This is a genomic window from Nocardiopsis mwathae (assembly GCF_014201195.1).
Taxonomy (GTDB): domain Bacteria; phylum Actinomycetota; class Actinomycetes; order Streptosporangiales; family Streptosporangiaceae; genus Nocardiopsis_C; species Nocardiopsis_C mwathae.
Genome location: NZ_JACHDS010000001.1, coordinates 5,829,048 through 5,851,611, shown reverse-complemented (window position 1 = coordinate 5,851,611; position 22,564 = coordinate 5,829,048). Strand labels below are relative to the sequence as shown.

The following is a 22,564-nucleotide window of genomic DNA, read 5'->3' as shown; positions in this document are numbered from 1 at the left end:
TGGCCCTGCCACGGTTCGGTCCGGACGGCGGGAGGGCTACTTGACCTCGATGCCCATGGAACGGGCGGTGCCGGCGACGATCTTCGACGCCTGGTCCAGGTCATCGGTGTTGAGGTCGGGCAGCTTGGTCTGCGCGATCTCACGCACCTGGTCGCCGGTGATGGAGCCCGCCGTGGTGCGGCTGGGGTCCGTGGAGCCCTTGTCCAGGCCGGCGGCCTTGAGGATCAGCTTCGGCGCCGGGGGCGTCTTGGTGATGAAGCTGAAGGAGCGGTCCTCGTAGATGGTGATCTCGACGGGGATGACGCTGCCGCGCTGGGCTTCCGTCGCAGCGTTGTACTGCTTGCAGAAGTCCATGATGTTGACGCCGTGCGGACCGAGAGCGGTACCGACGGGCGGGGCCGGCGTGGCCTGGCCAGCGGGAAGCTGAACCTTGACGAGCGCCGCGACCTTTTTCTTCGGAGGCATTTCGGGTCCTTTGCCTGATCTGCTGAGTTTGCCTGGGCCGATCCTCACCGCTCGCACGGAGCGGCGGGGACCGAACGCGGCTGAACGCGTCGGTCCGGCGGTTCCGCGGTCCGTGGACGCGAAACCGGACGGACGACGCTTCCCGTCCGCGTGGGATTGCACGCGCCCGCCCTGCCCGGGGCGGGGCGCTGAAAAGCCCCGCATGAGCGGGGCGCGATGGGCCCGCCCCGACAGGGCGGACCCATCAAGTCTACGCGCCGTCCACGGCTGAACGCGCCGGAGGCGTCCGGAGCGGGCTCCGGACGGCCCGGCCGACGGCGTGTGGACAGCGGTCGGCGGTACTCGAAGAGCCGTCAGATCTTGGAGACCTGGTTGAACGCGAGCTCGACCGGGGTCTCGCGGCCGAAGATCGACACCAGCACCTTGAGCTTCTGGGTGTCGGGGTTGATCTCGCTCACGGTCGCCGGAAGCGTGGCGAACGGGCCCTCCATGACGGTGACCGACTCGCCGATCTCGTAGGCGACGTCCGAGCGGACCTCGGCCTTCTCCTTCTTGGTCTCCTCCGGCTCCTCCTCCGCCTCGGGCGCCAGCAGGTCGGCGACCTCCTGGAGGCTGAGCGGGGCGGGCTTGTTGGACAGGCCCACGAAGCCGGTGACGCCCGGGGTGTTGCGGATGGCCGACCAGGACTCGTCGGTCAGCTCCATGCGGACCAGGACGTAGCCGGGCAGCACCTTCTCGGTGACCTGCTGCCGCTTGCCGCTCTTGACCTCGGTGACCTCCTGCGTGGGCACCTCGACCTGGAAGATGTAGTCCTCCATGTTGAGCGACTGGGTGCGACTCTCGACGTTGGCCTTCACCCGGTTCTCGTAGCCGGCGTACGTGTGCACGACGTACCAGTCGCCGGGAAGCAGCCGGAGTTCCATCTTGAACTCCTCGACCGGGTCGAGCTTGGGCAGCTCGGGCGCTGCCGCCTCCCCGGGCTCCTCACCCTCGGCGGCGGCACCGTCCTCGTTGGAGTCGGCGGCTTCGCCGGTCGTACCGGCGTCGGCGGCCTCGTGCGCCTCGGCGTCGGACGCCTCGGGCTCCACCTGCTCGGCGGGCTGACCGGTCGCTTCCTCCGACGACTGATCAGTTTCCTCAGCGGGGAGGTCGCCAGAGGTCAGTGGGGACTCGGACACGGCTGCTCTTTCTCTCGTCGGTTACGCGCTCGCGGATCGGCGCATCGTCGATGGCGCCGGTGCCGGTTTCTGCCAGCTTACGGTCTCATCGGCCGCGATGGGACCAGGCCGGACTCAACCGAGCACGGCGCGCCGAGAAGAAGCCGGACGACGGAGCCGGTAGGGCCCGGAGCGGAGTGCGGTCAGGCCTGCGGGCTGCCGAGGGTGCTGTAGAGCCATGTGACGGCTTCACCGAAGCCGAAGTCGATCAGGGAGATGTAGCCGACCATGATGAGGACGAACACGATGACGACGATCGTGTACGTGATCAGTTCGCGTCGGGTAGGCCAGCGAACTTTGCGGAGCTCACCGACGACCTGCTTGGTGAAGGTCACCGGACCCGTGCGAGGCTTGCGCTCCTTCTCGGGCTTCGCGTCGGCGTCGGTCTGTGTCACCTGAAGTCCTTAGGAGTCGACGGTCCGTCCGGCACCTTCTCGGCATGGCCCCTGCCGTGGCGGGGGTCCCGCCGCGCCCGCTGGCGATGCGCCGCGTTGAGGGAGGCGTTTGCAGGGCAGGAGGGACTCGAACCCCCAACCGCCGGTTTTGGAGACCGGTGCTCTACCAATTGAGCCACTGCCCTTCGGGTACCGCGTGCTGAGCCAAGATAGCCGCGTTCCCACGATAGCCGCAACAACAGGGCGGGGCACACCGGTTCCGGTCGACCCGTCCCGCCTGCTGTGGCCTTCGGTTGCCAGAGTCTATGCCCATCGGCGGCCCGGGGCCAACCCGGGAGCCCGCGCGTCCGCCGGGCGGCGGGCGGACAGGGGCGGACCAGCACCTTCCGGGGAACCACTCCGCCCCTCGTGAAAGCATGGGACACATGACTGACCGAGCTCGCATCTCCGAACGTATCGGCGGCATCTCCGAGTCGGCGACTCTGGCGGTGGACGCCAAGGCCAAGGCCATGAAGGCGGCCGGGCGCCCCGTCATCGGTTTCGGCGCCGGGGAGCCCGACTTCCCCACCCCCGACTACATCGTCGAAGCGGCCGTCAAGGCGTGCCGCGAACCGCGCTTCCACCGCTACACCCCGGCGGGGGGGCTGCCCGAACTCAAGGAGGCGGTGGCCGCCAAGACCCTGCGTGATTCCGGTCTCAAGGTCGACCCGGCGCAGGTCCTGGTGACCAACGGCGGCAAGCAGGCGATCTACGAGGCGTTCGCCACGCTGCTCGACCCGGGCGACGAGGTCATCGTCATCGCCCCGTACTGGACCACCTATCCGGAGTCCATCAAGCTGGCCGGCGGTGTGCCCCGCTACGTGGTCACCGATGAGACCACCGGCTACCTGGCCTCGGTGGAGCAGCTGGAGGCGGCGCGCACCGAGCGCACCAAGGTGCTGCTGTTCGTATCGCCGTCCAACCCGACCGGCGCGATCTACGCGCCGGAGCAGGTCCGCGAGATCGGCCGGTGGGCGGCCCGCAACGGGCTGTGGGTCCTCACCGACGAGATCTACGAGCACCTCGTCTACGGCGAGGCGCGCTTCAGCTCGATGCCGGTCGAGGTGCCCGAACTGGTGGACCGCACCGTCATCGTCAACGGGGTCGCCAAGACGTATGCGATGACGGGCTGGCGCGTGGGGTGGGTCGTCGGCCCCAAGGACGTGGTGAAGGCGGCGAGCAACCTGCAGTCGCACGCCACCTCGAACGTCGCCAACGTCTCGCAGGCCGCCGCGCTGGCCGCCGTCTCCGGCGGACTGGACGCGGTCGCCGAGATGCGCACCGCCTTCGACCGGCGCCGCCGCACCATCGTCCGGATGCTCAACGAGATCCCGGGCGTGGTGTGCCCCGAGCCGCAGGGCGCGTTCTACGCCTACCCGTCGGTCAAGGAAGTTCTGGGCAAGGAGATCCGCGGTAAGCGCCCGCAGAGCTCCTCGGAACTCGCCGAGCTGATCCTGGAGCAGGCCGAGGTGGCCGTCGTTCCGGGCGAGGCCTTCGGCACCCCCGGCTACCTGCGGCTCTCCTACGCTCTGGGCGACGCCGACCTGGCCGAGGGCGTCGGCCGCGTACAGAAGCTGCTGAGTGAGGCCGAGTAGTCGAGCAGCCGTGTGATCGACCGCCGCGGTCCGATCACGGCGCACCGGCACCGCACCCGGGCCCCGGAACCACGGTGGTTCCGGGGCCCGGGTACGTTTTCGGCCGCCTCTCTCCGGGCAACGCGCGGAAAGCCGCTTTCCCGGGGGACCTTGTGACGGCACCCGCCGTCATACGGCACCCTTGTTCCATGGAACGCCCGATCACCCAGTTGCCCAAGGCCCACCTGCATCTGCACTTCACCGGTTCCATGCGCCATTCGACGCTGGTGGACCTGGCCGGGGCACGGGGGGTCCACCTGCCCCAGGCCCTGGTCGAGGACTGGCCGCCCAAGCTGCGGGCCACCGACGAGCGGGGCTGGTTCCGCTTCCAGCGGCTCTACGACATCGCCCGCTCCGTGCTGCAGCGCCCCGAGGACATCCACCGGCTGCTGCGCGAGGCCGCGGAGGACGAGCGCGCGGCCGGTTCGGGGTGGTTGGAGATCCAGGTCGACCCCAGCGGCTACGCGTCGCGCTTCGACGGCCTCACCGCGACCCTGGAGCTGGTCCTGGACGCCGCGCGCGCCGCGGAGCACCGGACCGGGGTGGGGATCGGCATCATGGTGGCCGCCAACCGCACCAAGCACCCGCTGGACGCCAAGGCGCTGGCCCGGCTGGCCGCCCAGTACCAGGGCCGCGGAGTGGTGTCCTTCGGACTCAACAACGACGAGCGGCGCGGCCGCGCTCTGGACTTCGAGGGGGCGTTCCGGATCGCGCGGCGGGCCGGGCTCGTGTCGGCCCCGCACGGCGGCGAGCTCGGGGGGCCGCGCAGCGTCCGGGAGTGCCTGGACGACCTGTCCGCCGACCGGATCGGCCACGGCGTGCGCGCGGTCGAGGACCCCTACCTGGTGGAGCGCATCGCCACCCAGGAGGTCACGTTGGAGGTGTGCCCCACCTCCAACGGCGCGCTGGGTGTGGTCGAGGACGTCGCGCACGTGCCGCTGCGGCGCCTGTTCGACGCCGGTGCGCCGATCGCGCTCGGCGCCGACGACCCCCTGCTCTTCGGCCCGCGCCTGACCGAGCAGTACGAGATCGCCCGCACGGTGTTCGGTTTCTCCGACGCCGAGCTGGCCGAGCTGGCCCGGATGTCCATCCGCGGGTCGGCCGCCCCCGACGCGCTGAAGAAGGAGCTGTCGGCCGGCGTGGACGCCTGGCTGGCCACGCCCCCGCCCACCGACACCTGAGTCCCGCGTTTCCAGTGATCTCGAAGGTGTCAGAAGGCGAGCATGCGCACACCCTGGAACAGCATGGCACCGCCGGCGAGGAAGAAGAGTGCGGCCGCGCCGATCTGGATGGCGCGCTCGGGCAGCTTCTTGCCGAGGACGGCACCCAGGACGATCGCGATCGCGTCGGCCGCGACCATGCCGATGGTGGACCCGATCCACACCGGCAGCCAGTGGTACTGCGTGCCGACGGCGATGGTGGCGAGCATGGTCTTGTCGCCGAGTTCGGCGATGAAGAACACGACCATGACGGTGACGAAACCGGAGCGGATCCGGCGCGAGGACGCGCGCTCCTCGTCCTTGTCGGTGAGCTCGTCCCCCTTGAGCGTCCACAGGCCGAAGACGATGAACGAGATGCCCGCGATCAGCGTGACCCAGTCGGTGGGGATGGCCAGGCCCAGCCCCTCGGCGATGAGGACGCTCAGGCCGTGGACGGCGAGGGTGGCGACGGTGATGCCGAGCAGTACGGTCCACGCCCGGTAACGCGTCGCCAGGGACATCGCGACGAGCTGGGTCTTGTCCCCCATTTCCGCGATGAAGACGGCGACGGTCGCGACGGCGAGTGCGGCGGCGAACTCCATGGTCGTCCCGCTTCCCTTTCTCCTCGTGCTGCGCGCACCGGGAGGAAGCGAAAAAGCGGACGCCACGCTTCGACCCGGCACACCTGACCGGCCCGAAGGTCTCGTCCGCCTGTCGCTGTGAAGGCTCATGCGACCGGGCCCGCACGGGCCAGCATGTCGATCGCACGGATTCGAGGACTACTCCCCTTCGATGAATCGGACTTTATACGTCGAATTCGGGGAATGCAATTTCTCGGCATGCCGGAAAAAGACCCGAAGAATACCGAATATAAGAGTTGGGTCCGCCGAAGAAAATCGGTGGGAACGGCTGTGGCGCGTCCTGCGGATCAGGACACTAGAGACCGACGCCGACCATCACGGGCTCGTTGACCAGGGTCACGCCGAACGCCTCGTCCACCCCGCTGCGTACCTCGCGGGCCAGCCGCAGCAGATCCTCGGTGGTGGCGCCGCCGGGGTTGGTGAGCGCGAGCGTGTGCTTGCTGGAGATACGGGCCGGACCGGCGCCGTAGCCCTTGTGGAACCCCGCCCGGTCGATGAGCCAGGCCGCCGAGAGCTTCATGTTGCCCGCACCGTCGGGGTGGGCGGGGGCCGTGGTGTCCGGGCCGAGGCGCGCGGCGACGCGCTCGGTGAAGGCGGTGAACTCCTCGCCGCCGAGAACGGGGTTGGTGAAGAAGGAGCCGGCGCTGCGGGTGTCGGGGTCGGTGGGGTCGAGCACCATGCCCTTGCCGCGGCGCAGCTTGAGGACGGTGGCGCGCGCCTCGGCCAGCGAGACCCGGTCTCCGGCGGCCACGCCCATGGTGCGGGCGACCTCGGCGTAGCGGATGGGGCGGCTCATCTCGGAGCGGGTGAGTTCGAACACGACCTCGCAGACGACGTAACGGTCGCTGCCCTTGAAGACGCTGTCGCGGTAGGTGAAGCCGCACTCGGCGTTGCCCATCACCCGCCGCTCACCGAGGCGGCGGTCCCAGACCAGCACCTCGGTGATGGTCTGGCTGACGTCCTGGCCGTAGGCGCCGACGTTCTGGATGGGGGTGGAGCCGACCCGGCCGGGGATGCCGGAGAGGCACTCGATACCGCTGAGCCCCTCGGCCACGGTCCGCTCGACGAGCGGCTCCCACTCCACCCCGGCATCCGCGCGCAGCCGTACCGTGTCGTCCCGGCCGCCGGGTTCCAGGGTGACGCCCTGGGTGTCCACGTGCACCACGGTTCCGGCGAACCCGGCGTCGGCGACGACCAGGTTGCTGCCGCCGCCCAGGATGAGCAGTGGGTCGCCGGCGGCGTCGGCGGCCCGCACGGCGTCCACCAGCGCGCCGGTGTCGCGCGCGGTGACGAACCGCACGGCGGGGCCGCCGAGGCCGAGGGTGGTGTAGTCGGCCAGCCGGACGTCGGACTGGGTGTGAACGGACACGTGCTACCTCTGCTGGGACGGTGGACGGGGCCGGTGGCACCCCGTGGGGCGGGGCAGGGTCAGGGGAGCCGGACGACCGCGTTGGCGCGGGCCAGAACCTTGGCCCCGCCGGAGCGGGCGGTCAGGGCGATGACGACCCGGTTGTCGTCGCGCTTCTCCTTGACGACGCCGCTGACGCTGATCCGGGCGCCGGCGTCGTCGTCCGGCACCACGACGGGCGCGGAGAACTTCACGCCGTACTCGACCAGGGCGCCCGGGTCGCCGGCCCAGTCGGTGACCAGCCGTCCGGCCTCGGCCATGGTGAACATGCCGTGCGCGATGACGTTGGGGAGCCCCACCGACTTGGCGACGCGCTCGTTCCAGTGGATGGGGTTGAAATCGCCCGAGGCCCCGGCGTAGCGGACCAGGTCGAGGCGGGTGACCGGGTAGACCTGTTCGGGCAGCTCGGTGCCGACCTCGACATCGGCGTAGCGGACGTTGGCGGTCATTGCGGTGATCCCTGCTCCCTACGCTCGGTCCTTGGCGGCGTCGCCGCGCACCACGAGCATGTTGACGGACGTGACGACGTGTTCTCCCTCGACGGTCGAGATGTCGGTCTCCAGTGTGATCATCTCGGTGGCGCCGAGGTTCTTCACCTCGGTGATGCGCGTCACGTTGTCGACGACATCGCCGGCCTGCAGGGGGCGGCTGTAGCGGAAGCTCTGCTGGCCGTGGACCACGAGGGAGAAGTCGAGGCCGAGTTCGGGGTCGACGGCGGCCTGGGCCGCGGCGTCCATGCCCATGATGATGGGGAAGGTCGGCGGGGCCACGACGTCGCGGTGGCCGGCGGCCTTGGCCGCGTCGACGTCGGTGTAGAGCGGGTTGGGGTCGTTGATCGCCCCGGCGAACTCCCGGATTTTGCCGCGGGTCACCTCGTAGGGCTGTGCCGCCCGGTACTCCCGCCCCAGACAGTCGCGGTTGATCGCCATGGACTCCCTCTCACAAGCCGATGATTCGCCGCGTCGCGTCCGCGGCGGCCGAGGCACCACACCGATCGGCGCCCCGGGCGCCGACCCCCACTCACACTAATAGCCCAGTGAGCTGCGACGCTCACTGGGCTATCTGCGCATATACGACCGCGCGACCGCCGCGTTCCCGATCGCCGCACGCGGACCTCACCGCCCGTGTCGGGCACGGCCGGGTGCGGACGGCAGCGCCCCCGGAGCGACCGGGGGAACGGGGCGCGCGGCGCTCCGCAGGAAGGCGGGACTAGCGGGTCTCGCGGTGCTCGGAGTGCTGCCGGCAGTTCGGGCAGAACTTCTTCAGCGAAAGACGGTCGGGGTTGTTCCGACGGTTCTTGCGCGTGATGTAGTTACGGTGCTTGCACTCCTGGCAGGCCAGGGTGATCTTCGGCCTCACGTCGGTGGCAGCCACGTCGGAGTGCCTTTCTCGCTGGAATACGACTGACAACTACTGCTTGCACAGCACACTGCAAAAGACCCGCGTCGACCCCTGGCGTAGGCACAGGGGTCACGCAGGTGGTAGCGGAGGCCGGACTTGAACCGACGACACAGCGATTATGAGCCGCTTGCTCTACCGACTGAGCTACTCCGCCTGGAAGGCCGGGAGCCCCCGGATCCGCAGTGAAAGGATACCGGAGCCCGGCTTGACCGGCGAATGAGATTCCGCCGGTCACCCACCTGAGTGGACAGGAAGCTCAAACAAGTGGTGGAGCCCCTTTACGGAATCGAACCGTAGACCTTCTCCTTACCATGGAGACGCTCTGCCGACTGAGCTAAAGGGGCATGCTCCTGCGGCTTCCCCCCGGCCTTCCGGGGTTCCGCCTTGGCGCTGATGAAGACTATACAGGGGTTTCGGGGTGCTATGCCAAATCGAGCCGGAGAGGCCCCCGTCACCCCCCGTACTGCCCGGGAGCGTCCACCCACACGTTGGACGTGGCATCGCGGTGGATGGTCCGGATGGCGGCCGGCAGGCCCAGTCGGATCAGGGCGTCGGGCAGCCGGGTGTCGTGTGTGAACACGATGATCTGGCGGTGCCGGCCGACCTCCGCGAGCACGGCCGACAGCCCCTCCACGGTCTCCGTGTCCATCGCCTGCACGGGATCGTCCAGAACGAGGAAGCCGAAGGGGTTGCCCGGGATCAGCGTGCGGGGCAGGCACACCGACAGCGCCAGCGCCTGGAACTCGCCCTGGCTGAGCAGACCCGGCGCGTTGCCCTCGTTGTCCACACCGTCCACGGCGACGTCGACCGCCATGCGCCGCTGCATGCCCCGGCCCACCAGGCGCAGCCGCTCCAGGTCGATGTGGCGTTCCTGGCGCAACCGCTGCCACACGTGCTCGGCCTGGGCCGCCAGCGGGCGCAGCCGCTCGTTGCGGATCTCCCCGGCCAGGCCGGTGAGCCAGTCGAGTGCCTGTTCGGCGGGGATGAGCGTCTCGTGGGCGCGGGTGGCCGACCGGGCGTCGTCGATCCACGCGGCCAGCTGCTCGGCCAGGGCCGCCCAGCCGTCGGTGGGGTCGTCGAGCCGTTCCCCGGCGTTCCGGCGGGCCGTCGTGGCCGCGGAGCGGAAGCGGCGGCCCACCGTCTCGATGTGGTCGGCCAGCTCCCCCAGGTCGCTGATCTTCGCCCCCGCCTCCCACTGCGCCCAGACCTGTCCCAGCTCGCTGTCGACCGGCAACCAGGAGGGCATGGGGGCGAGCAGGAAGCGGGCCTTGTCGCGCGCCTCCTCGGCCCGCTCGTAGGCGGCCGCGGCACTGGCCGCCACGGGGTCCAGCCGGGCGATCTCCGCGCGCGCCCGCTGCGCCCAGTCCGCCCCGAGAACGCCCTCGGCGTGGCAGGTGGGACAGTCGGACTCCTGGGGGTGGCGCTGGTGGTGCTCCAGCGCCTGGCGGAGCAGCGTCACGACGCCGCGCGCGCGGTCGCCCTTGGTCCCGGCCGCCATCGCCAGCTCCATGGCGGCGCCGCGCAGCTCGTTGACGACGTCGCCCATCAACGATCGCTCGGGCACCGACATACGGCGCAGCCGCCGCATCACCAGCTGCCGGGCGGGGTCGGCCGGGCCGTCGTCGGCGGCGATGACGGCGAGCCGCTCCAGGTCGATGGACTCGGCTGTGAGCAGCTCCGCGGCCCGCTCGGCCCGCGGATCGGTGGCGCCCTTGAACCGGGAGACCAGGTAGGACAGGTCGCGGCCGGGCCGGTCGCGCAGCTTGGCCAGCCGGTCGCAGGCCTTGGCCAGGCGGCGCTCGGCCTCGGCGAGCCCGGTCAGTCCGAGGAGCGCGGTGATGGTGTCGTACAGCTCGACGGCGCGGCCGGTGACGGTGCGGCCGAGCTCGTCATAGGAAAGGAACGGCCGGTAGCGGGCGAGCTCCGGGTCCAAGCCGAGGCTGCGCAGCGGGGCGGTCATCCCCGAGGGCGACACCACCTCGCCGCGGGCCGAGCGCACGCTGTCGCCGGTCCACACGCGGGTGACGCGCGTGGGGCCGACGTCGCCGTCCATGTGCAGGTCGACGCTGACCTCGGTGCTGTCGTCGAAGTGCAGGTTGCGCCAGCCGTCGCGCCACGCCGCGGGCATGGCGTCCCAACGGGGGTTGCGCCCGGTCAGCGCCGCCTGGGCGGCCTCGGCGAAGCTGGACTTGCCCGACCCGTTGCGCCCGACGATGACGGTGAGGCCGGGGCCGGGCGGGAAGTCCAGTACGGCCGGGCGACCGATCCCGCGGAACCCCTGCACCTCGATCCGGCCCAGGTAGCCCCGCCCGAACTGCGGCCGCGGCGGCGGGGTCCGCACGTCCTCGGCGATTCCGTCGACCGTCTCGCCGCGGGCGAGGGCCGCGACGGCGTCGTCGCCGTGCAGGGCGGCGAGGACCCACTGCCGGGCCGTGGCGCCCAGCACGGAGTCGGCCAGCCGCTCCATGACCTCCTGGGCGGACTCGCCACCGTCGTCCTGTCCGGCGTCCTCATCGGAGACCGTCGCAGGGATTGACGCCACCGCCGATCACCCCACCCGTCCCATCGCTTTACCGTTCCTTTGCAGGTTAGGACTCCGGGCGGGGAAAGCAACAGCCGGGCGTCGGCGGAGGTCAGACACCGACGAGCCGCCTTCGCCGACCGTCCCAGCTGAAGTGCAGGGTGGCGATCCCCGGAACGGCGGGGTCGCGCAGGCACTCGTAGATGTGCAGGCTCGGCACGCTCGGGAAGCAGCCCCAGACCCGCTCCGAGGTGAGCACGAAGTCGAGGTCGAGCTCGACCAGCAACCCCAGCAGGCGCCCGTGGGTGGGCTCGTCGACCTTGGCGAACGCATCGTCGAGAAGGATGAGCCGGGGCGCGGCCGGGGCGTGCTCGGCCAGGGCGTCGAACTGCGCCGCGGCGGCGGCGAACAGCACGAGGTAGGCGATGACGCGCTGCTCGCCCTGGCTGAGCGCGGTGCGATGGCTGAGGCGCCGCTCCCGCTCGGGGTGTGCCGCGTTGGTGACGTACACCGTGAACGCGAACCAGGAGCGGTAGTCGAGGGCCGCCCGCAGCTGCGCACCACCGGTGGCGGTCGGGTCCAGTCGCCGGATGGCCTCGATGCAGCGGCGCAACGCGTCGCGCAGCCGGGTGCTCTCCACCCGGGTCCGCTGGGCGGCCGGGCGGGCGAGCAGCGGCACCACGGCCTGGATGTCCTCGTCGGCGTCGGGGGCGAGGTCCCACTCCAGGCGCACGCCCAGGCCCTGGGAGGTGGTGACATCGCCGAGCACGCCGTTCATCGAGGAGATGAGCGCACGGGCGGCGTCGATCTGCTGGGCGAGGTGTCCGGCGAGCTCGCCGAGCAGGTGCCGTTCGAACGCCTCCTCCTCGCGCAGCAGCACCTCCTCCTCGGCATGGGCGATGGCCTCGTCGAGGCGCCGGGCGTAGTGGGTGATGTCGTGGGAGCCGCCGTCGTCGTGAACGGTGACGCGCTTGAGGCCGAGCGGTTCGGTGAGTTCGGTGCGGGCGCCGACCGCGCCACTGGAGGCCAGCAGGCGGTGCAGCTCTTCGCGGCGGCGCAGGATGCCGCTGTCATCGATCCGGGGGTCGTCGTCCCCGCCGTCGCCCAGTTCGGCCTCGATGGCGGTCACGAGGGCGTCCAGCTCGCGCACGCGCGCGGCCAGGGCGTCGTCCTCGGCGTGGGCCGCGGCCGCGGCGTCGGTGTCCTGCCCCTCCTCTGCGCCCCCGGCCGCGTCGGCGCGCTCCGGCCCGCCCGGGCCCTCCGCGTCGTCCGCCGCGTCCGCGACGTCCGTTCCGGCGAGCACGGCGACGTCGGCGAGTCCGGCGGCCGCCAGCAGGGTGGTGTCGGGGCTGCCGTCGGCGTCCTCGATCATCCGGTGCAGGGCGGCCCCGGCGGTGTGGGCGCGGCGCGCCTGGCCGGCCCGTTCGAAGACGGCGGTATCGAGGCGGGTCTCGGCGGCGACGCGGTCGTCGCGGGCCTGCTGGGCCGCGCGCTCGGCCTCGGGGAGGCGCTCCTCGGCCTCCTCCATGCGACCGCGGACCTCGCCCACCGCGGTGTCGATCTGCTCGGGGGCGGCCACGCGGGCGCGGTCGGTCAGCTCGATCTGGCGGCGCACGGTGATCATGTCGCCGATGGCCGCGGTCCGCGCGTCCTCGGCGATGATCCGGTCGTTGCGGGTGTGCTCCCAGTCGGCGGTATGCCGCTGGTACTCCTCCAGTTGGACGGCGAGCGCCTCCAGGTCGCGGTAGGCGGCGGCGATCTGCACGCGCAGCCGGTCCAGCACCGTGAGGGCGGCGGTGAGGCGGTCGGGCGCGGTGGGAAGGGCGTGCTCGGCGGAGGGGTCGGCCATCTCCGAGCGCAGCGCGAGCGCTCGGCTCCGGGCCTCCGCGGCGGCCTCGGTGGCGGCCGCGTGGTCGCGCTTGGCGGCGGCGAGCCAGGAGCGGGCATTGTCGAGGGCGGCCCACGCGGCGGCCAGTTGGCCCGGGCCGGGCAGGTCGCGGACGGTCGCCACCAGGGCGGCGTGCCGCTGCTCGACGTCGCTGCGCCGCTCCCCCACCTCGGCCAGCAGCGCCTCGGCGATGTCGATGCGCCTGTCGATGTTGGCGAGGTGGCGGCTGTCGGTCTCGGCGCGGACGTCGGCGCCGATGTACTCCGGGGACGACTTGAAGTGGGCGCCGGAGGCGACGCCGAGGCGCCACCGCCCGTCGAGGGAGACCGCGCTGGCCGGCGGGGACGCGCTGTCGCGGCGGTGCCGGGGTCGGACGTCGATGACCTCCTCCCCGGGGGCGGGCAGCAGCCCGATGGAGCACAGCAGCGCCTCGACCGTCCGCGGGGCGACGCCGGAGTCGCCCATGTCGCCCGGGGTCAGCGCGTCGAGCAGGGTGCGGCCGTTGGCCTGGCGCGAGGGGGTGAGGATCAGGTCGCGGGTGCCGGGGTCGACGACGGCGCCGTCGGCGGTGATCCACCCGGACAGCAGTCCGGCGGCCTCCAGGGCGGCCTCCAGGCCGGCGCGCTCGGCGGTGGTGAGTTCGGGGGCGAACTCGACGGCCCGGTGGAAGGCGATGCCCACGCCGGGCCGGCGTGGGGCGGTCGCCCACTGCGGGCGGTCCACGGCGAGGTGGTCGGTACCGCTGCGCTTGCGCTCGGACAGGTCGTCGAGTTCACCGGCGAGCTCGCGCTCTTCGCCGACCGCGGTGTCGCGACGGGTGCGCAGGTCGCGCAGGAGCGGGTCGACGACGGCGTGGACGCGGGCGGCGAGGGAGGCCGGGACGTCGGCGTCGAGGACGCGGCGCGCGTCGTCGAGGGGCAGTTCGACGTGTTCTTCGAGGGCGGCCACGGCCTCGGTGAGGTCGGCGTCGGGGGCGACCTCGCGCAGGCGCGCGGTCCAGGCGCGGACGCGGTCGGCGTAGTCGGCGCTCGCGGTGCGGACACCCTCGATGGCGGACAGCTCCCGCTCGGCGGCGCGTTCGAGGGCGGCCTCCGCGGCTTCGGCTTCGCCGTCGAGGGCGGCCTCGCGCCGCTCGGCGGCGGCGCGTTCGACGGCGCGTTCGCGCAGCCCGGCGGCGGCCTCGGAACGGGACAGGGCGGCGGCGTCGAGGTAGCCGAGCCGGTCGTGGAGCTCGGCGAGGCGACCGCGCAGTTCGGGGAGGTCGATGCCGGGGACCGGCTCCCGCTCCACGGCCTGTTCGAGGCCTTCGAGGTCGACGTGGGTGACGCTCTCCCGGGGGGCGAGGATCGTGGGCACGGGCTGGGGAACCTCGCCGAGGGCGGCGGGGTCGATGCCGCCGGTGCGGGCGGTCTCGGCCATCTCGGTGTGCAGGCGCTGCAGCCCGGCCAGGGAGCGTTCGATGGCGGAGATGTCGAAGGCCATGCGCTCCTTGGCGCGCTCCTCCGACACCAGGGCGTAGCCGGCGGCGGTCCAGGCGGCTTCGGCGGCGCGGATGTAGGCGTTGACGGCGGCCTGGCGGGCCTCGTGCTCCTGGGGGGTGATCCCGGCCTCGGCGATGGCTCCGGCGCTGAGGGTGTCGGCGTCGGAAGCGGCGGTGTCGCGGGTGCGGCGCAGCCGGTCGCGCTCCTCCTGCACCGTGCTCTCTGCGGCGACGAGCCGGTCGAGCTCGTCGGTGAGGCGGACGACCTCGGCGTCGCGGCGCCGGTACTCGCCGATCTGCTCGCGCACGGCGCGCGCCTCGGTGCGCAGGGCACCGCGCAGGTAGCCGCGGTAATCGTCGAGGAAGTCGGCGACCTGCTCCCGGGCGGTGCCGAGCGAGGCCAGCCGCTCGCGCGCCTCCTCCAAGTCGGCGATGTTGCGGGCGACCTCGTCCAGGACGGTCTCGTCCATGGGGGGCAGGGCCTCGGCGAGGACGGATACGAGCTCGCCAGCCTCCAGCCGCTCGCCGATGGTGGGGCGGCGGAGCCTGTAGAGGAGGTGGATGAGGTTGCGGTACCGGACGGGGTCGTCGATCCCGAACAGTTCGCGCATCACCCGCGACCGGTAGGCGACCGGGGTGTCGTAGCAGTTGTCCGGGCCGACCTCGGTGCGCAGCCGGTCGACGGGCATGGGGCGGTCGTCGACGATCAAGGAGAGGTCGTCGGCGCCGATGCGGCGGTCGGTGACGAAGAAGACGCTGCGGGCACCGGCGTCGGCGGAGGCGGTGATGGCGGCGCCGAGTGTGAGGTGGGCCGGGAGGGGGTCCCCGGCGGGGGTCGCGGGCGCCGCTGCACCGCCGGGGGCCTCGCCGTCGAGGGCGAACTCCACCCACAGGTAACCCAGCAGTGAGGTTGCGGGGTCGGCGTCGTCGTCGGTGCCGGCGTCGGGGCCGGTATCGGCGTCGGCCTCGCCGTCGCCCCCGACGGGGGTGCGGCCGTCCAGCATGAGCCAGCGCAGGCTGGTCCGGCTGGTGCCGGTGGTGTCGAGGCGTCGGGCGTCGCCGTCGAGCAGGAACGGCAGCAGCATCTCCAGCGCCTTGGACTTGCCGGTACCGTTGCGGCCGCGCAGCAGCAGGCGGCCGTCGGCGAAGTCGAAGGTGTGGTCGTCGTACTGCCAGACGTTGCGGATTCCGGCCCGCTTGAGCCGGTAGCGGCAGGCCGGGTCGGCATCGCGGCCGTCGGCCGCCCGGGAGCCCTCGGCGGCGCCGGAGGGCGGGGACGCCGAGGCGGTGTCGGTGCCGGGCTCGCCCCCGGTGGGTTCGTCGGTGTCCTCCGCCGTCCCGGTTTCGACCGTGGGGGTCGCGGCCCGGCCCGGCGCGGGCCCGTCGAGCACGCCGGTCGCTGCGGCGGGGTCCGACGTGTCACCCGCCGGAAGGGGCTCCCCGGGTTCCGCGAGCAGGTCGGCTCCGGTGCCCTCCGCCGCCGCGGATCCGCCGGCCGCGTTCACGGCCGCCGGGGTGGTCGCCTCGTCATCGCCGCCCTTGGCCGGACCCATGCTGCGCACCTGGCGCATCACCGAGGCGATGGGGTCATCCGTGTCGGACATCGACGCCTCCGCTTGCTCGATCGCGCTCGTGGAGGGGCTCTCGCCACCGCTCACGCTCACCGATCGTCCTCCGCTCCGTGTCCTACCGCGGCCCTGGCCGGGGTAGGCCCGCCCGCCGATGGTGCTGACATTGTCCCGGATCCCGACCGGTGGCCGGACGTCATTCGCCCAGAAGGCGCTGCCGTGCTCGTCACGTCCCCGCTCCCGGTTCCACGTCGTCCTCCGCCGTGTCCTCGGCATCCCGCGGCCGCTCGCCGCGCCGACCGCCGTAGCGCGCGGCTGCGGCGAGCAGGTTCCAGCCGTCGAGGCCGACGGCGCCCGGTGCGGGGCGGCCCATGAGTCCGGCGTCCCGGAGCAGCAGCAGCGCCCGGGCGGTGAGATCGTCCTGGTCGGGGATGTGCGACAGGGCGGTGCGGGCCCAGCGGCGACGCGGTTCCGCGCCGGGGCCGACCACCGCGGCGAGCTCCTCGCGCAGCACGTCGGGCGGGACCGGGACCGCGCCGCACGGGAGGTGTTCCGGGCGCAGCCGTGTCACCAGGCGTTCCAGGAGGAGCAGCGCGGCCTGGCCGATCGGGTCGCCGCTGGGGAAGCAGCAGGCACCGCCGCGCTCCTCCTCGGCGTCGTCGGGCATGATCAGCGCGACCCCCTCGGCGCGGATCTCGGCGTCGCAGCCGAGCAGGTCGCCGAGTTCGGCGACCGCACGCCACTGATGGTGGGCGAGGCGCTCGCGCTGCCGGTCGGCGAGATCGCCGCGGTAGACGACGGCGGTCTCGGCGAGCAGTCGGCGCAGTGCGACCTCGCCCGCCTCGTCGCCGGACGGGTCGGCGCCCTCCATGCTCTCCAGGTAACCGGAGGGGTCGGGGGCGGAGTGCGGCGGGTGGGCGACCACGCGGCGGGCGAGCTCGACGCTGACGTCGAGCCACACCTCCCGGGTTCCGTCGGCGGCGTACTCCGCGAGGCTTCCCTCGCGCTCGGTCAGCACCCCCCAGGTGGCCAGGTGGCGCAGTGCGGCGGTGAAGACGCGGCGCTCGGCCATCCGGTCGCGCGGGTCCAGGTCGAGCCCGGCCTCCTCGGCCGCCGAATGCACGTCGGCGGCCAGGCGCGCGACCGGGAGCTTGGCCGGCGCCTCGACCAGCGCGGCCAGGGTGAGGGCGAGGTAGGTGTAGGCGCGGGGGGAGAAGAACGCGCCGCCGGCGCGGGTGAGCGGAGTGGCGACGGACCGGACGAGGCCGGTCTTGGCGAGGCGCGCGTGGTCGGCCGCGACCGTCAGGCGGTAGCCCAGGATGCGCTGGAACCGCTGGGTCAGCCAGTCGGAGTGGGTGCGGATGACCGCGAAGTCCTCAGGGTGGGTGCGGGCGGTGACGATCGGGGTGGCCAGTAGCAGCCGCGCGGCCGCCTGGCGTTCCCCGGTGAGTGCGATGTCCTCGCTGGACTCCACTGGTGTCCGTCACCTCCTGCGCCTCGTTGTGCGGTGGCCGGAGCCGTGCGGGCTCCGGTCCCTCCCGATCGGTGTCGGCCGGCCGCGCGGTCGGGGGCTCCCGAACGTGCCGCCGCCGCGGTTCACGCCTGGCGGACCAGCCGTGCCGCAGCCTCCGGCTCCGGCACGCCGCGGTCGCACGCGCCGTCGGCTGCATCATCGGTGCCCGTTTCGACGGCATAGGCCGTGACCTGCATGCGCAGCCCTTCGAGGGTAAGGTCGCCGTCCGCTCCGCGCAGGATGATCCGCGCATCGGGGACGCTGCGGACGTGCAGCCGGATACCGAGTTCGAGGTCACCCGCGCAGACCGGGGACAGGGTGGCGTCACCGGCGCCCAAAGCGGCGGTGAGCAGTTCCATGAGCACGTCCAGCGCGAGACCGGACAGGTGCGGTCGGGCGTCGTCGCCCGTGGGCTCGGCCAGCACCCGGCGCAGCTCCTGGGCGGCGGTGCGGCGCCAGTGCGCGGAGGACTCGGCGGCGTCGCGCAGCCGCGCCTGCTGGTCGCCGTGGTCGGGGACGGGGGCGGCCGGCAGGGCGCCGGCCAGGCGGAGCGCGGCGGTGCGCGCCAGCGGGGCGTCCCACCAGCTCGTCGTCGCGGCCACCGCGTCCTCACCGGTGCCGCCGAGGTGGCGGGCGGGGTGGGCGCCGAAGGCGGCGGTGAAGAGCTCGTGGGCGGTATCGGACTCGGCGGCTTCGAACCAGGTGGCGAGGCGGAGCAGCGCTGCGCGGCCGTGCCTGGGCACGGGAGCGCCTGTGTCGCCGTCGCCCCCGCCGGCGCGCACGCCACCGTCGGCGGCGGCCGCCGTCGCCTGGTTCGCTGAGTCACCCACAACTCAGCAGACTAAAGACCCTGGGCCACCGCCGCGGCCGAATCCCGGGCTCCAACCGACCTGAAGGGACCCGAATTTACGCCTTGACCTGCAAAGAAACCGACCCCTGTAAATCTTTGAGGAGTCTGCGGGATGCTCTCCCCGCTGTACGTGGCGGCTGGGACATGATCCGCAGAGCACGCCCTAGCTAGTAGCCGGAGGGGACCATCAGCCGGCCTCCGTCGGACTCCTCCATCAGCTTCCTCATGTCATCGGGTATCTCGGAGTCCTCGGTGACCCAGTAGGTGGTGTAGTAGGCGTCGCCGTCGAAGAGCTCGGGTTCGCCGAGCTCGACGGTGACCGGGTAGGGGTCGTCCTGGCACTCGGGGAGGCACCAGGTACCCAGCACGTAGCCGTCGCCTGAGGCGGGCACCGACCCCCAGGCGGACCAGGTGAGCCCGTTGAAGGTGGTGAATTCCGAGGCGACGAGGACCTCGGGGCGCTGGTCGGGGTAGCCCTGCTCGTCGCCGTAGGTGTTGAAGACGTAGATCTCGTCGTACTCGTCGCCGCCCTGGGCGTTCTCCTCGGCCGTGGGGTCGGCCGGGGTCGGCGACGGCCCGCCGTCCTGGTCACCTCCGGCGCCCCCGTTTCGGTCGCCGCAGCCGGTGAGGGCCATGAGGGCGCAGATCGCCCCGATGACGGCCAGACGTGTCGTTCCCATGCGTTTTCCTCCCGCCGTTGCGCAAGCCGCGCAATCGGGTGATCCCCGGTGCTGCGGTGGCTCTCACTTCCGGGTGGCCTGCCTGGAGACGTCCACAACGGCCGGGGCCCACGTCCACACCCGCGGCCTGGCACACCACTTACCAAACAAGCGCTTGACTGCTATACGTAGGTGATGGGAACGAGACGTGTCTCCGCCGCCGAGGGATGGTTCACGGTCGACGCCGACGGACCGCACCTGCTCGGGACGCGCTGTGCCGCGTGCGGCACCGTGCACTTTCCCCCGGAGCACGGCTTCTGCCGCAACCCGCGCTGCACCGGCGAGGACCTCCCCGGCATCCGGCTGTCGCGGCGCGGCCGCGTCTGGTCCTACACCGACAGCCGGTACCCGCCGCCGGCCCCCTACATCGCGCGGAGCGATCCCTACGAGCCGTTCACCCTGGCCGCGGTGGAGCTCGCGGCCGAGCGCATCATCGTGCTGGGCCAGACGGTGCCCGGGGTGACCGTGGACGACCTGGAGATCGGCCGGGAGATGGAGCTGGCCGCGGACGTGCTCCACACCGACGGCGAGCACGAGTACCTGATCTGGAAGTGGCGCCCCCGCGCATGGGGCGCGGGCGGGGTCGAGCGGTGAGCGGCGGGGAGGTCGCCGTCGTCGGCACCGGGATGCACCCCTGGGGCAAGTGGGGGCGCGGTTTCGTGGAGTACGGCGTGGCCGCGGCGCGCGCCGCGCTCACCGACGCCGGGATCGACCACACCGATGTGGGCTTCATCTCCGGCGCGTGCACTATTCGCAACGGCTACCCGGGCTTCGTGGCCGGGGCCGCCTTCGCCCGGGCCCTCGGCTGGAGCGGCGCCCGGATCGCCAGCTGCTACGCGGCCTGCGCGAGCGGGACCCAGGCCATCGCGGTGGCCCGCGCGCAGATCCTGGCCGGGTTGTGCGACGCCGCCCTGGTGGTCGGGGCGGACGCCGCGCCCAAGGGCTTCTTCGCCCCGGTCGCGGGCGACCGGCCGGACGACCCCGACTGGCTCCGCTTCCGGTTGCTCGGCGCCACCAACCCGACCTACTTCGCGCTGGCGGCACGGCGCCGCATCGAGCTGTACGGCAGCACGCCCGCCGACTTCGCCCGGGTGAAGGTGAAGAACGCGCGCCACGGGGCGGCCAACCCCCACGCGCGTTACCGCGCGAAGGTCACCGAGGCCGAGGTCCTGGCGTCCCCCGTGGTGGCCGACCCGCTGCGGTTGCTGGACATCTGCGCGACCAGCGACGGCGCGGCCGCACTCGTGCTGATGCGCATGGAGAAGGCGCGGCGCCTCCGGGGGCCTTTGGTGCGTCTCTGCGCGGCGGCCACGGTCACACCGCGATTCCCCGATCCCGTGCTGGAGATACCGGACGTCGCCACCGATTCCCGCCTCGCCGCCGAACCTCCCGAGACGCCGTTCCGCGCCTCCATCGCGCGAGCCGCCTACGAGGAGGCGGGGGTGGGCCCCGGCGATCTCGATCTGGCCGAGGTCTATGACCTGTCGACCGCGCTGGAGCTGGACTGGTACGAGGACATCGGACTGTGCCCGCCGGGTACGGCCGAGGGGTTGCTGCGCGAGGGCGCCACGGAGATCGGCGGACGCATTCCGGTGAATCCCAGCGGCGGTCTGGCGAGTTTCGGGGAGGCGGTCCCGGCGCAGGCGATCGCCCAGGTCTGCGAGATCACCCGGCAGTTGCAGGGCCGCGCGTCCGGGCGGCAGGTGGAATCGGCGCGGGTCGGACTCGCGGTGAACCAGGGGCTTTTCGGGCACGGCTCCGCGGTCGTCGTCCGGCGGTGACGGAAAGGAAAAAAAGGGGGAGGATCCCCCGGCCCGTTGCGGCGGGCGCGGGGAATCCTCCCTTTCTCGCAGAAGCTCGGTTCCGACGGCGGCAGGGTCTGGGCCACCGTGTCGACCGCTGCCGGCCTAGTAGTAGCCGTGGTGCTTCTTGTGGTGGTGGTGCTTCTGGATGTTGGTGTTGACCGGGCCGTTGGTGCAGTTCTTGGTCGTCTGCGGCGAGAAGACCGGGATGGCCGCACCGAGGACGCCGACATTGGCGTTGCAGAGCTGGATCGGGACCAGCTGCAGGTTGTTGTTGACGCCGTTGGCCTGGGCGGGCGCGGCCATCATGACGGTGCCCATCGTCACACCGGCCATGAGAGCGCCCGCAGCGAACTTGCGAAGCATATTGGGATTCCTTCCCTGATCAGTAGTGGCCGTGGTGCTTCTTCTTGTGGTGCACGTCAACGTTGGTGTTGACCGGCCCGTTGGTGCAGTTCTTCGTCGTCTGCGGCGACGCGATCGGAACGGCGAAGCCGATGACCGCGCCGACGTTGGCGTTGCAGAACTGAATCGGGAGCACCTGCAGGTTGTTGTTGGCCTGCGTGCTCGCGTGCGCGGGCACAGTGGACAGAACCGCACTCAGGGCGGCGCCGGCGGCGAGGCCGGTGATGGCCAGCTTGCGAAGCATGGCGCTTCCTTCCTTTGGGTCAGTGGTGGTGGCCGTGGTGCTTCTTGTGGTGGTGGTGGCTGATGCTCGTGTTGACCGGGCCGTTGGTGCAGTTCTTCGCCGTCTGCGGCGAGAAGATCGGAACGGCCGCGCCGAGCACGCCGACGTTGGCGTTACACACCTGCAAAGGAATCAGCTGCAGGTTGTTGTTGGCCTGCACATCCGCGTTGGCGGGCGTGGCGGCCAAGACTGCGCCCATCGCAGCGCCGACGGCGAGGCCGGCGATTCCCAGCTTGCGAAGCATGGGGTTCCCTCTTTCGTGGTCAGTGGTGGTGGCCGTGGTGCTTCTTGTGGTGGTGGTGGCCCACGTTCTTGCTGACAGGACCATTCGTGCAGTGGCCGGTCTTCTGTGGCGAAGCGAGCGGCAGCGCCAGACCCAGCACGCCGACATTGGCGTTGCACACCTGGACGGGCAGCACTTGGAAGTTGTTGTTGGCCTGACCGTTTGCGTGAGCGGGCGCAGCCATGAGCGTTGCGCCCAAGAGCGCGCTAGCTGCGGCTCCCGCAGCTACGAGCTTTTTCATGACGGATCCCCCGATGATAAAGACGAGGTTACTGAGAATGAGGACGCCAAGACAGGCATCCCTGATGCGGTGGACGTGGGCAATCATCTTCCGGCGCCAATAGTTTTGTCAACGACAAAACACCTGACTCCAAATGTCCAGTTCATCCCTTCGGGGATGATTGGAGATAAAAACGGCTTGCAATGCAAGGACCATTGGCGAATCTTTTGGAAAAACATTTACCGCACGCGATGAAATCAGCTTGAATCACGGCGGAGTCGGGCGTCGCGGACGCTTCCGAGCGAAGGATTTCCACCATGTCGGGATAGCTCCACCGGAGAATCGCCGCGGGAACACGGCGTGTCGCGTGTCGCTCCGCCCTAGGTGTACTGCCCTGAGAGGTTGGGGATGTGTTCGACGGATCATTCCCGGCTCGCGGCCACCGGAACGACGCTCGCTCAGGAGGAAAGCATCCGCCGAACACGCCCTAGCGGACCGGCCGGCGCCGGGGCAGGACCGCGGCGGGGAAGCACGGCGCCGCTCGGAAGAACCACCCGCCCGGCCCGGTCGGTGTCGCCCCTGCCGAACAACGGCCGACCGCGCCCCCGGTCCGACACACCGGCATCGCACCGC

The 22,564-nt window shown here is 71.7% G+C and carries 21 protein-coding genes and 3 tRNA genes; 5 read left to right on the top strand and 19 right to left on the bottom strand.

From position 1 onward, the window contains the following. Positions 1-36: 36 nt before the first annotated feature. The 4 genes from rplK to HNR23_RS25800 form a co-directional block, all read right to left on the bottom strand. A complete protein-coding gene (rplK, locus tag HNR23_RS25815) occupies positions 37-465 on the bottom strand; it encodes a 50S ribosomal protein L11 (protein WP_184079574.1) in 429 nt (142 codons plus the stop codon). A 353-nt stretch (positions 466-818) separates the two neighbouring features. After that, a complete protein-coding gene (gene nusG / locus HNR23_RS25810; protein WP_184079573.1) occupies positions 819-1,643 on the bottom strand; it encodes a transcription termination/antitermination protein NusG in 825 nt (274 codons plus the stop codon). A 182-nt stretch (positions 1,644-1,825) separates the two neighbouring features. Continuing rightward, positions 1,826-2,077: a preprotein translocase subunit SecE gene (gene secE / locus HNR23_RS25805; RefSeq protein ID WP_184079572.1), complete on the bottom strand. Its 252-nt coding sequence runs from the start codon at positions 2,075-2,077 to the stop codon at positions 1,826-1,828. A 112-nt stretch (positions 2,078-2,189) separates the two neighbouring features. Beyond that, positions 2,190-2,262, bottom strand: a tRNA-Trp gene (locus HNR23_RS25800). Positions 2,263-2,502: 240 nt separating this feature from the next. Between HNR23_RS25800 and HNR23_RS25795 the strand changes: the two genes are divergently transcribed. Further along, a complete protein-coding gene (locus HNR23_RS25795; RefSeq protein ID WP_184079570.1) occupies positions 2,503-3,711 on the top strand; it encodes a pyridoxal phosphate-dependent aminotransferase in 1,209 nt (402 codons plus the stop codon). 188 nt (positions 3,712-3,899) lie between these two features. Further along, positions 3,900-4,931, top strand: coding sequence for an adenosine deaminase (locus tag HNR23_RS25790; RefSeq protein ID WP_184079568.1), 1,032 nt, complete (start codon positions 3,900-3,902; stop codon positions 4,929-4,931). A gap of 29 nt (positions 4,932-4,960) precedes the next feature. On the opposite strand, the gene HNR23_RS25785 is transcribed toward HNR23_RS25790, so the two are convergent. The 12 genes from HNR23_RS25785 to HNR23_RS25730 all read right to left on the bottom strand — a co-directional run bounded on the left by HNR23_RS25785 (position 4,961) and on the right by HNR23_RS25730 (position 18,899). Beyond that, positions 4,961-5,551, bottom strand: coding sequence for a TMEM165/GDT1 family protein (locus HNR23_RS25785; protein WP_184079566.1), 591 nt, complete (start codon positions 5,549-5,551; stop codon positions 4,961-4,963). 334 nt (positions 5,552-5,885) lie between these two features. Next, entirely contained in the window at positions 5,886-6,959 is a 1,074-nt protein-coding gene (locus HNR23_RS25780) for a UDP-N-acetylmuramate dehydrogenase (RefSeq protein WP_184079564.1), read from the bottom strand. A 59-nt stretch (positions 6,960-7,018) separates the two neighbouring features. After that, positions 7,019-7,447: a MaoC family dehydratase gene (locus tag HNR23_RS25775; protein WP_184079562.1), complete on the bottom strand. Its 429-nt coding sequence runs from the start codon at positions 7,445-7,447 to the stop codon at positions 7,019-7,021. 18 nt (positions 7,448-7,465) lie between these two features. Further along, positions 7,466-7,927, bottom strand: coding sequence for a MaoC family dehydratase N-terminal domain-containing protein (locus HNR23_RS25770; protein WP_184079560.1), 462 nt, complete (start codon positions 7,925-7,927; stop codon positions 7,466-7,468). A 280-nt stretch (positions 7,928-8,207) separates the two neighbouring features. Then, positions 8,208-8,372 carry a 50S ribosomal protein L33 gene (rpmG, locus tag HNR23_RS25765; protein WP_067964523.1) on the bottom strand — a complete coding sequence of 55 codons (165 nt, stop codon included), beginning with the start codon at positions 8,370-8,372 and terminating at the stop codon, positions 8,208-8,210. Positions 8,373-8,477: 105 nt separating this feature from the next. Then, positions 8,478-8,553: transfer RNA gene (locus HNR23_RS25760), tRNA-Met, on the bottom strand. 114 nt (positions 8,554-8,667) lie between these two features. Then, positions 8,668-8,743: transfer RNA gene (locus HNR23_RS25755), tRNA-Thr, on the bottom strand. A gap of 107 nt (positions 8,744-8,850) precedes the next feature. After that, positions 8,851-10,866, bottom strand: coding sequence for an AAA family ATPase (locus tag HNR23_RS25750; RefSeq protein WP_246422676.1), 2,016 nt, complete (start codon positions 10,864-10,866; stop codon positions 8,851-8,853). Positions 10,867-11,032: 166 nt separating this feature from the next. Then, positions 11,033-15,946 (bottom strand): TIGR02680 family protein, encoded by a 4,914-nt coding sequence (locus HNR23_RS25745; RefSeq protein ID WP_343070782.1) that lies wholly within the window; start codon positions 15,944-15,946, stop codon positions 11,033-11,035. A gap of 136 nt (positions 15,947-16,082) precedes the next feature. After that, a complete protein-coding gene (locus tag HNR23_RS25740) occupies positions 16,083-17,330 on the bottom strand; it encodes a DUF2398 family protein (protein WP_184079556.1) in 1,248 nt (415 codons plus the stop codon). Between the two features lie 122 nt (positions 17,331-17,452). Then, positions 17,453-18,199 carry a DUF2397 family protein gene (locus HNR23_RS25735; protein ID WP_184079554.1) on the bottom strand — a complete coding sequence of 249 codons (747 nt, stop codon included), beginning with the start codon at positions 18,197-18,199 and terminating at the stop codon, positions 17,453-17,455. Between the two features lie 187 nt (positions 18,200-18,386). Further along, positions 18,387-18,899, bottom strand: a complete 513-nt coding sequence (locus HNR23_RS25730) for a hypothetical protein (RefSeq protein WP_184079552.1) — start codon at positions 18,897-18,899, stop codon at positions 18,387-18,389. A gap of 174 nt (positions 18,900-19,073) precedes the next feature. Between HNR23_RS25730 and HNR23_RS25725 the strand changes: the two genes are divergently transcribed. Next, the gene (locus HNR23_RS25725; RefSeq protein WP_184079550.1) at positions 19,074-19,532 is read left to right on the top strand and encodes a Zn-ribbon domain-containing OB-fold protein; all 459 of its coding nucleotides are present in this window, start codon (positions 19,074-19,076) and stop codon (positions 19,530-19,532) included. Beyond that, on the top strand, positions 19,529-20,719 hold the full coding sequence (locus HNR23_RS25720) for a lipid-transfer protein (protein WP_343070726.1): 1,191 nt from the start codon (positions 19,529-19,531) through the stop codon (positions 20,717-20,719). Before HNR23_RS25725 ends, HNR23_RS25720 begins: the two co-directional genes overlap by 4 nt. 126 nt (positions 20,720-20,845) lie before the next feature. Here HNR23_RS25720 and HNR23_RS25715 read toward each other — a convergent pair whose 3' ends face one another. From HNR23_RS25715 to HNR23_RS25705, 3 genes are read right to left on the bottom strand one after another with little or no spacing between them, the layout of a single operon-like run. Further along, positions 20,846-21,106 (bottom strand): hypothetical protein, encoded by a 261-nt coding sequence (locus HNR23_RS25715; protein ID WP_184079546.1) that lies wholly within the window; start codon positions 21,104-21,106, stop codon positions 20,846-20,848. 19 nt (positions 21,107-21,125) lie between these two features. Beyond that, positions 21,126-21,389, bottom strand: coding sequence for a hypothetical protein (locus HNR23_RS25710; RefSeq protein ID WP_184079544.1), 264 nt, complete (start codon positions 21,387-21,389; stop codon positions 21,126-21,128). Positions 21,390-21,408: 19 nt separating this feature from the next. Beyond that, positions 21,409-21,672, bottom strand: coding sequence for a hypothetical protein (locus HNR23_RS25705; RefSeq protein WP_184079542.1), 264 nt, complete (start codon positions 21,670-21,672; stop codon positions 21,409-21,411). Here HNR23_RS25705 and HNR23_RS27765 point away from each other — a divergent pair. Continuing rightward, positions 21,671-22,186 carry a hypothetical protein gene (locus HNR23_RS27765; protein ID WP_184079540.1) on the top strand — a complete coding sequence of 172 codons (516 nt, stop codon included), beginning with the start codon at positions 21,671-21,673 and terminating at the stop codon, positions 22,184-22,186. The two genes, HNR23_RS25705 and HNR23_RS27765, sit on opposite strands and share 2 nt — an antisense overlap. The last annotated feature ends 378 nt before the right edge of the window (positions 22,187-22,564 follow it).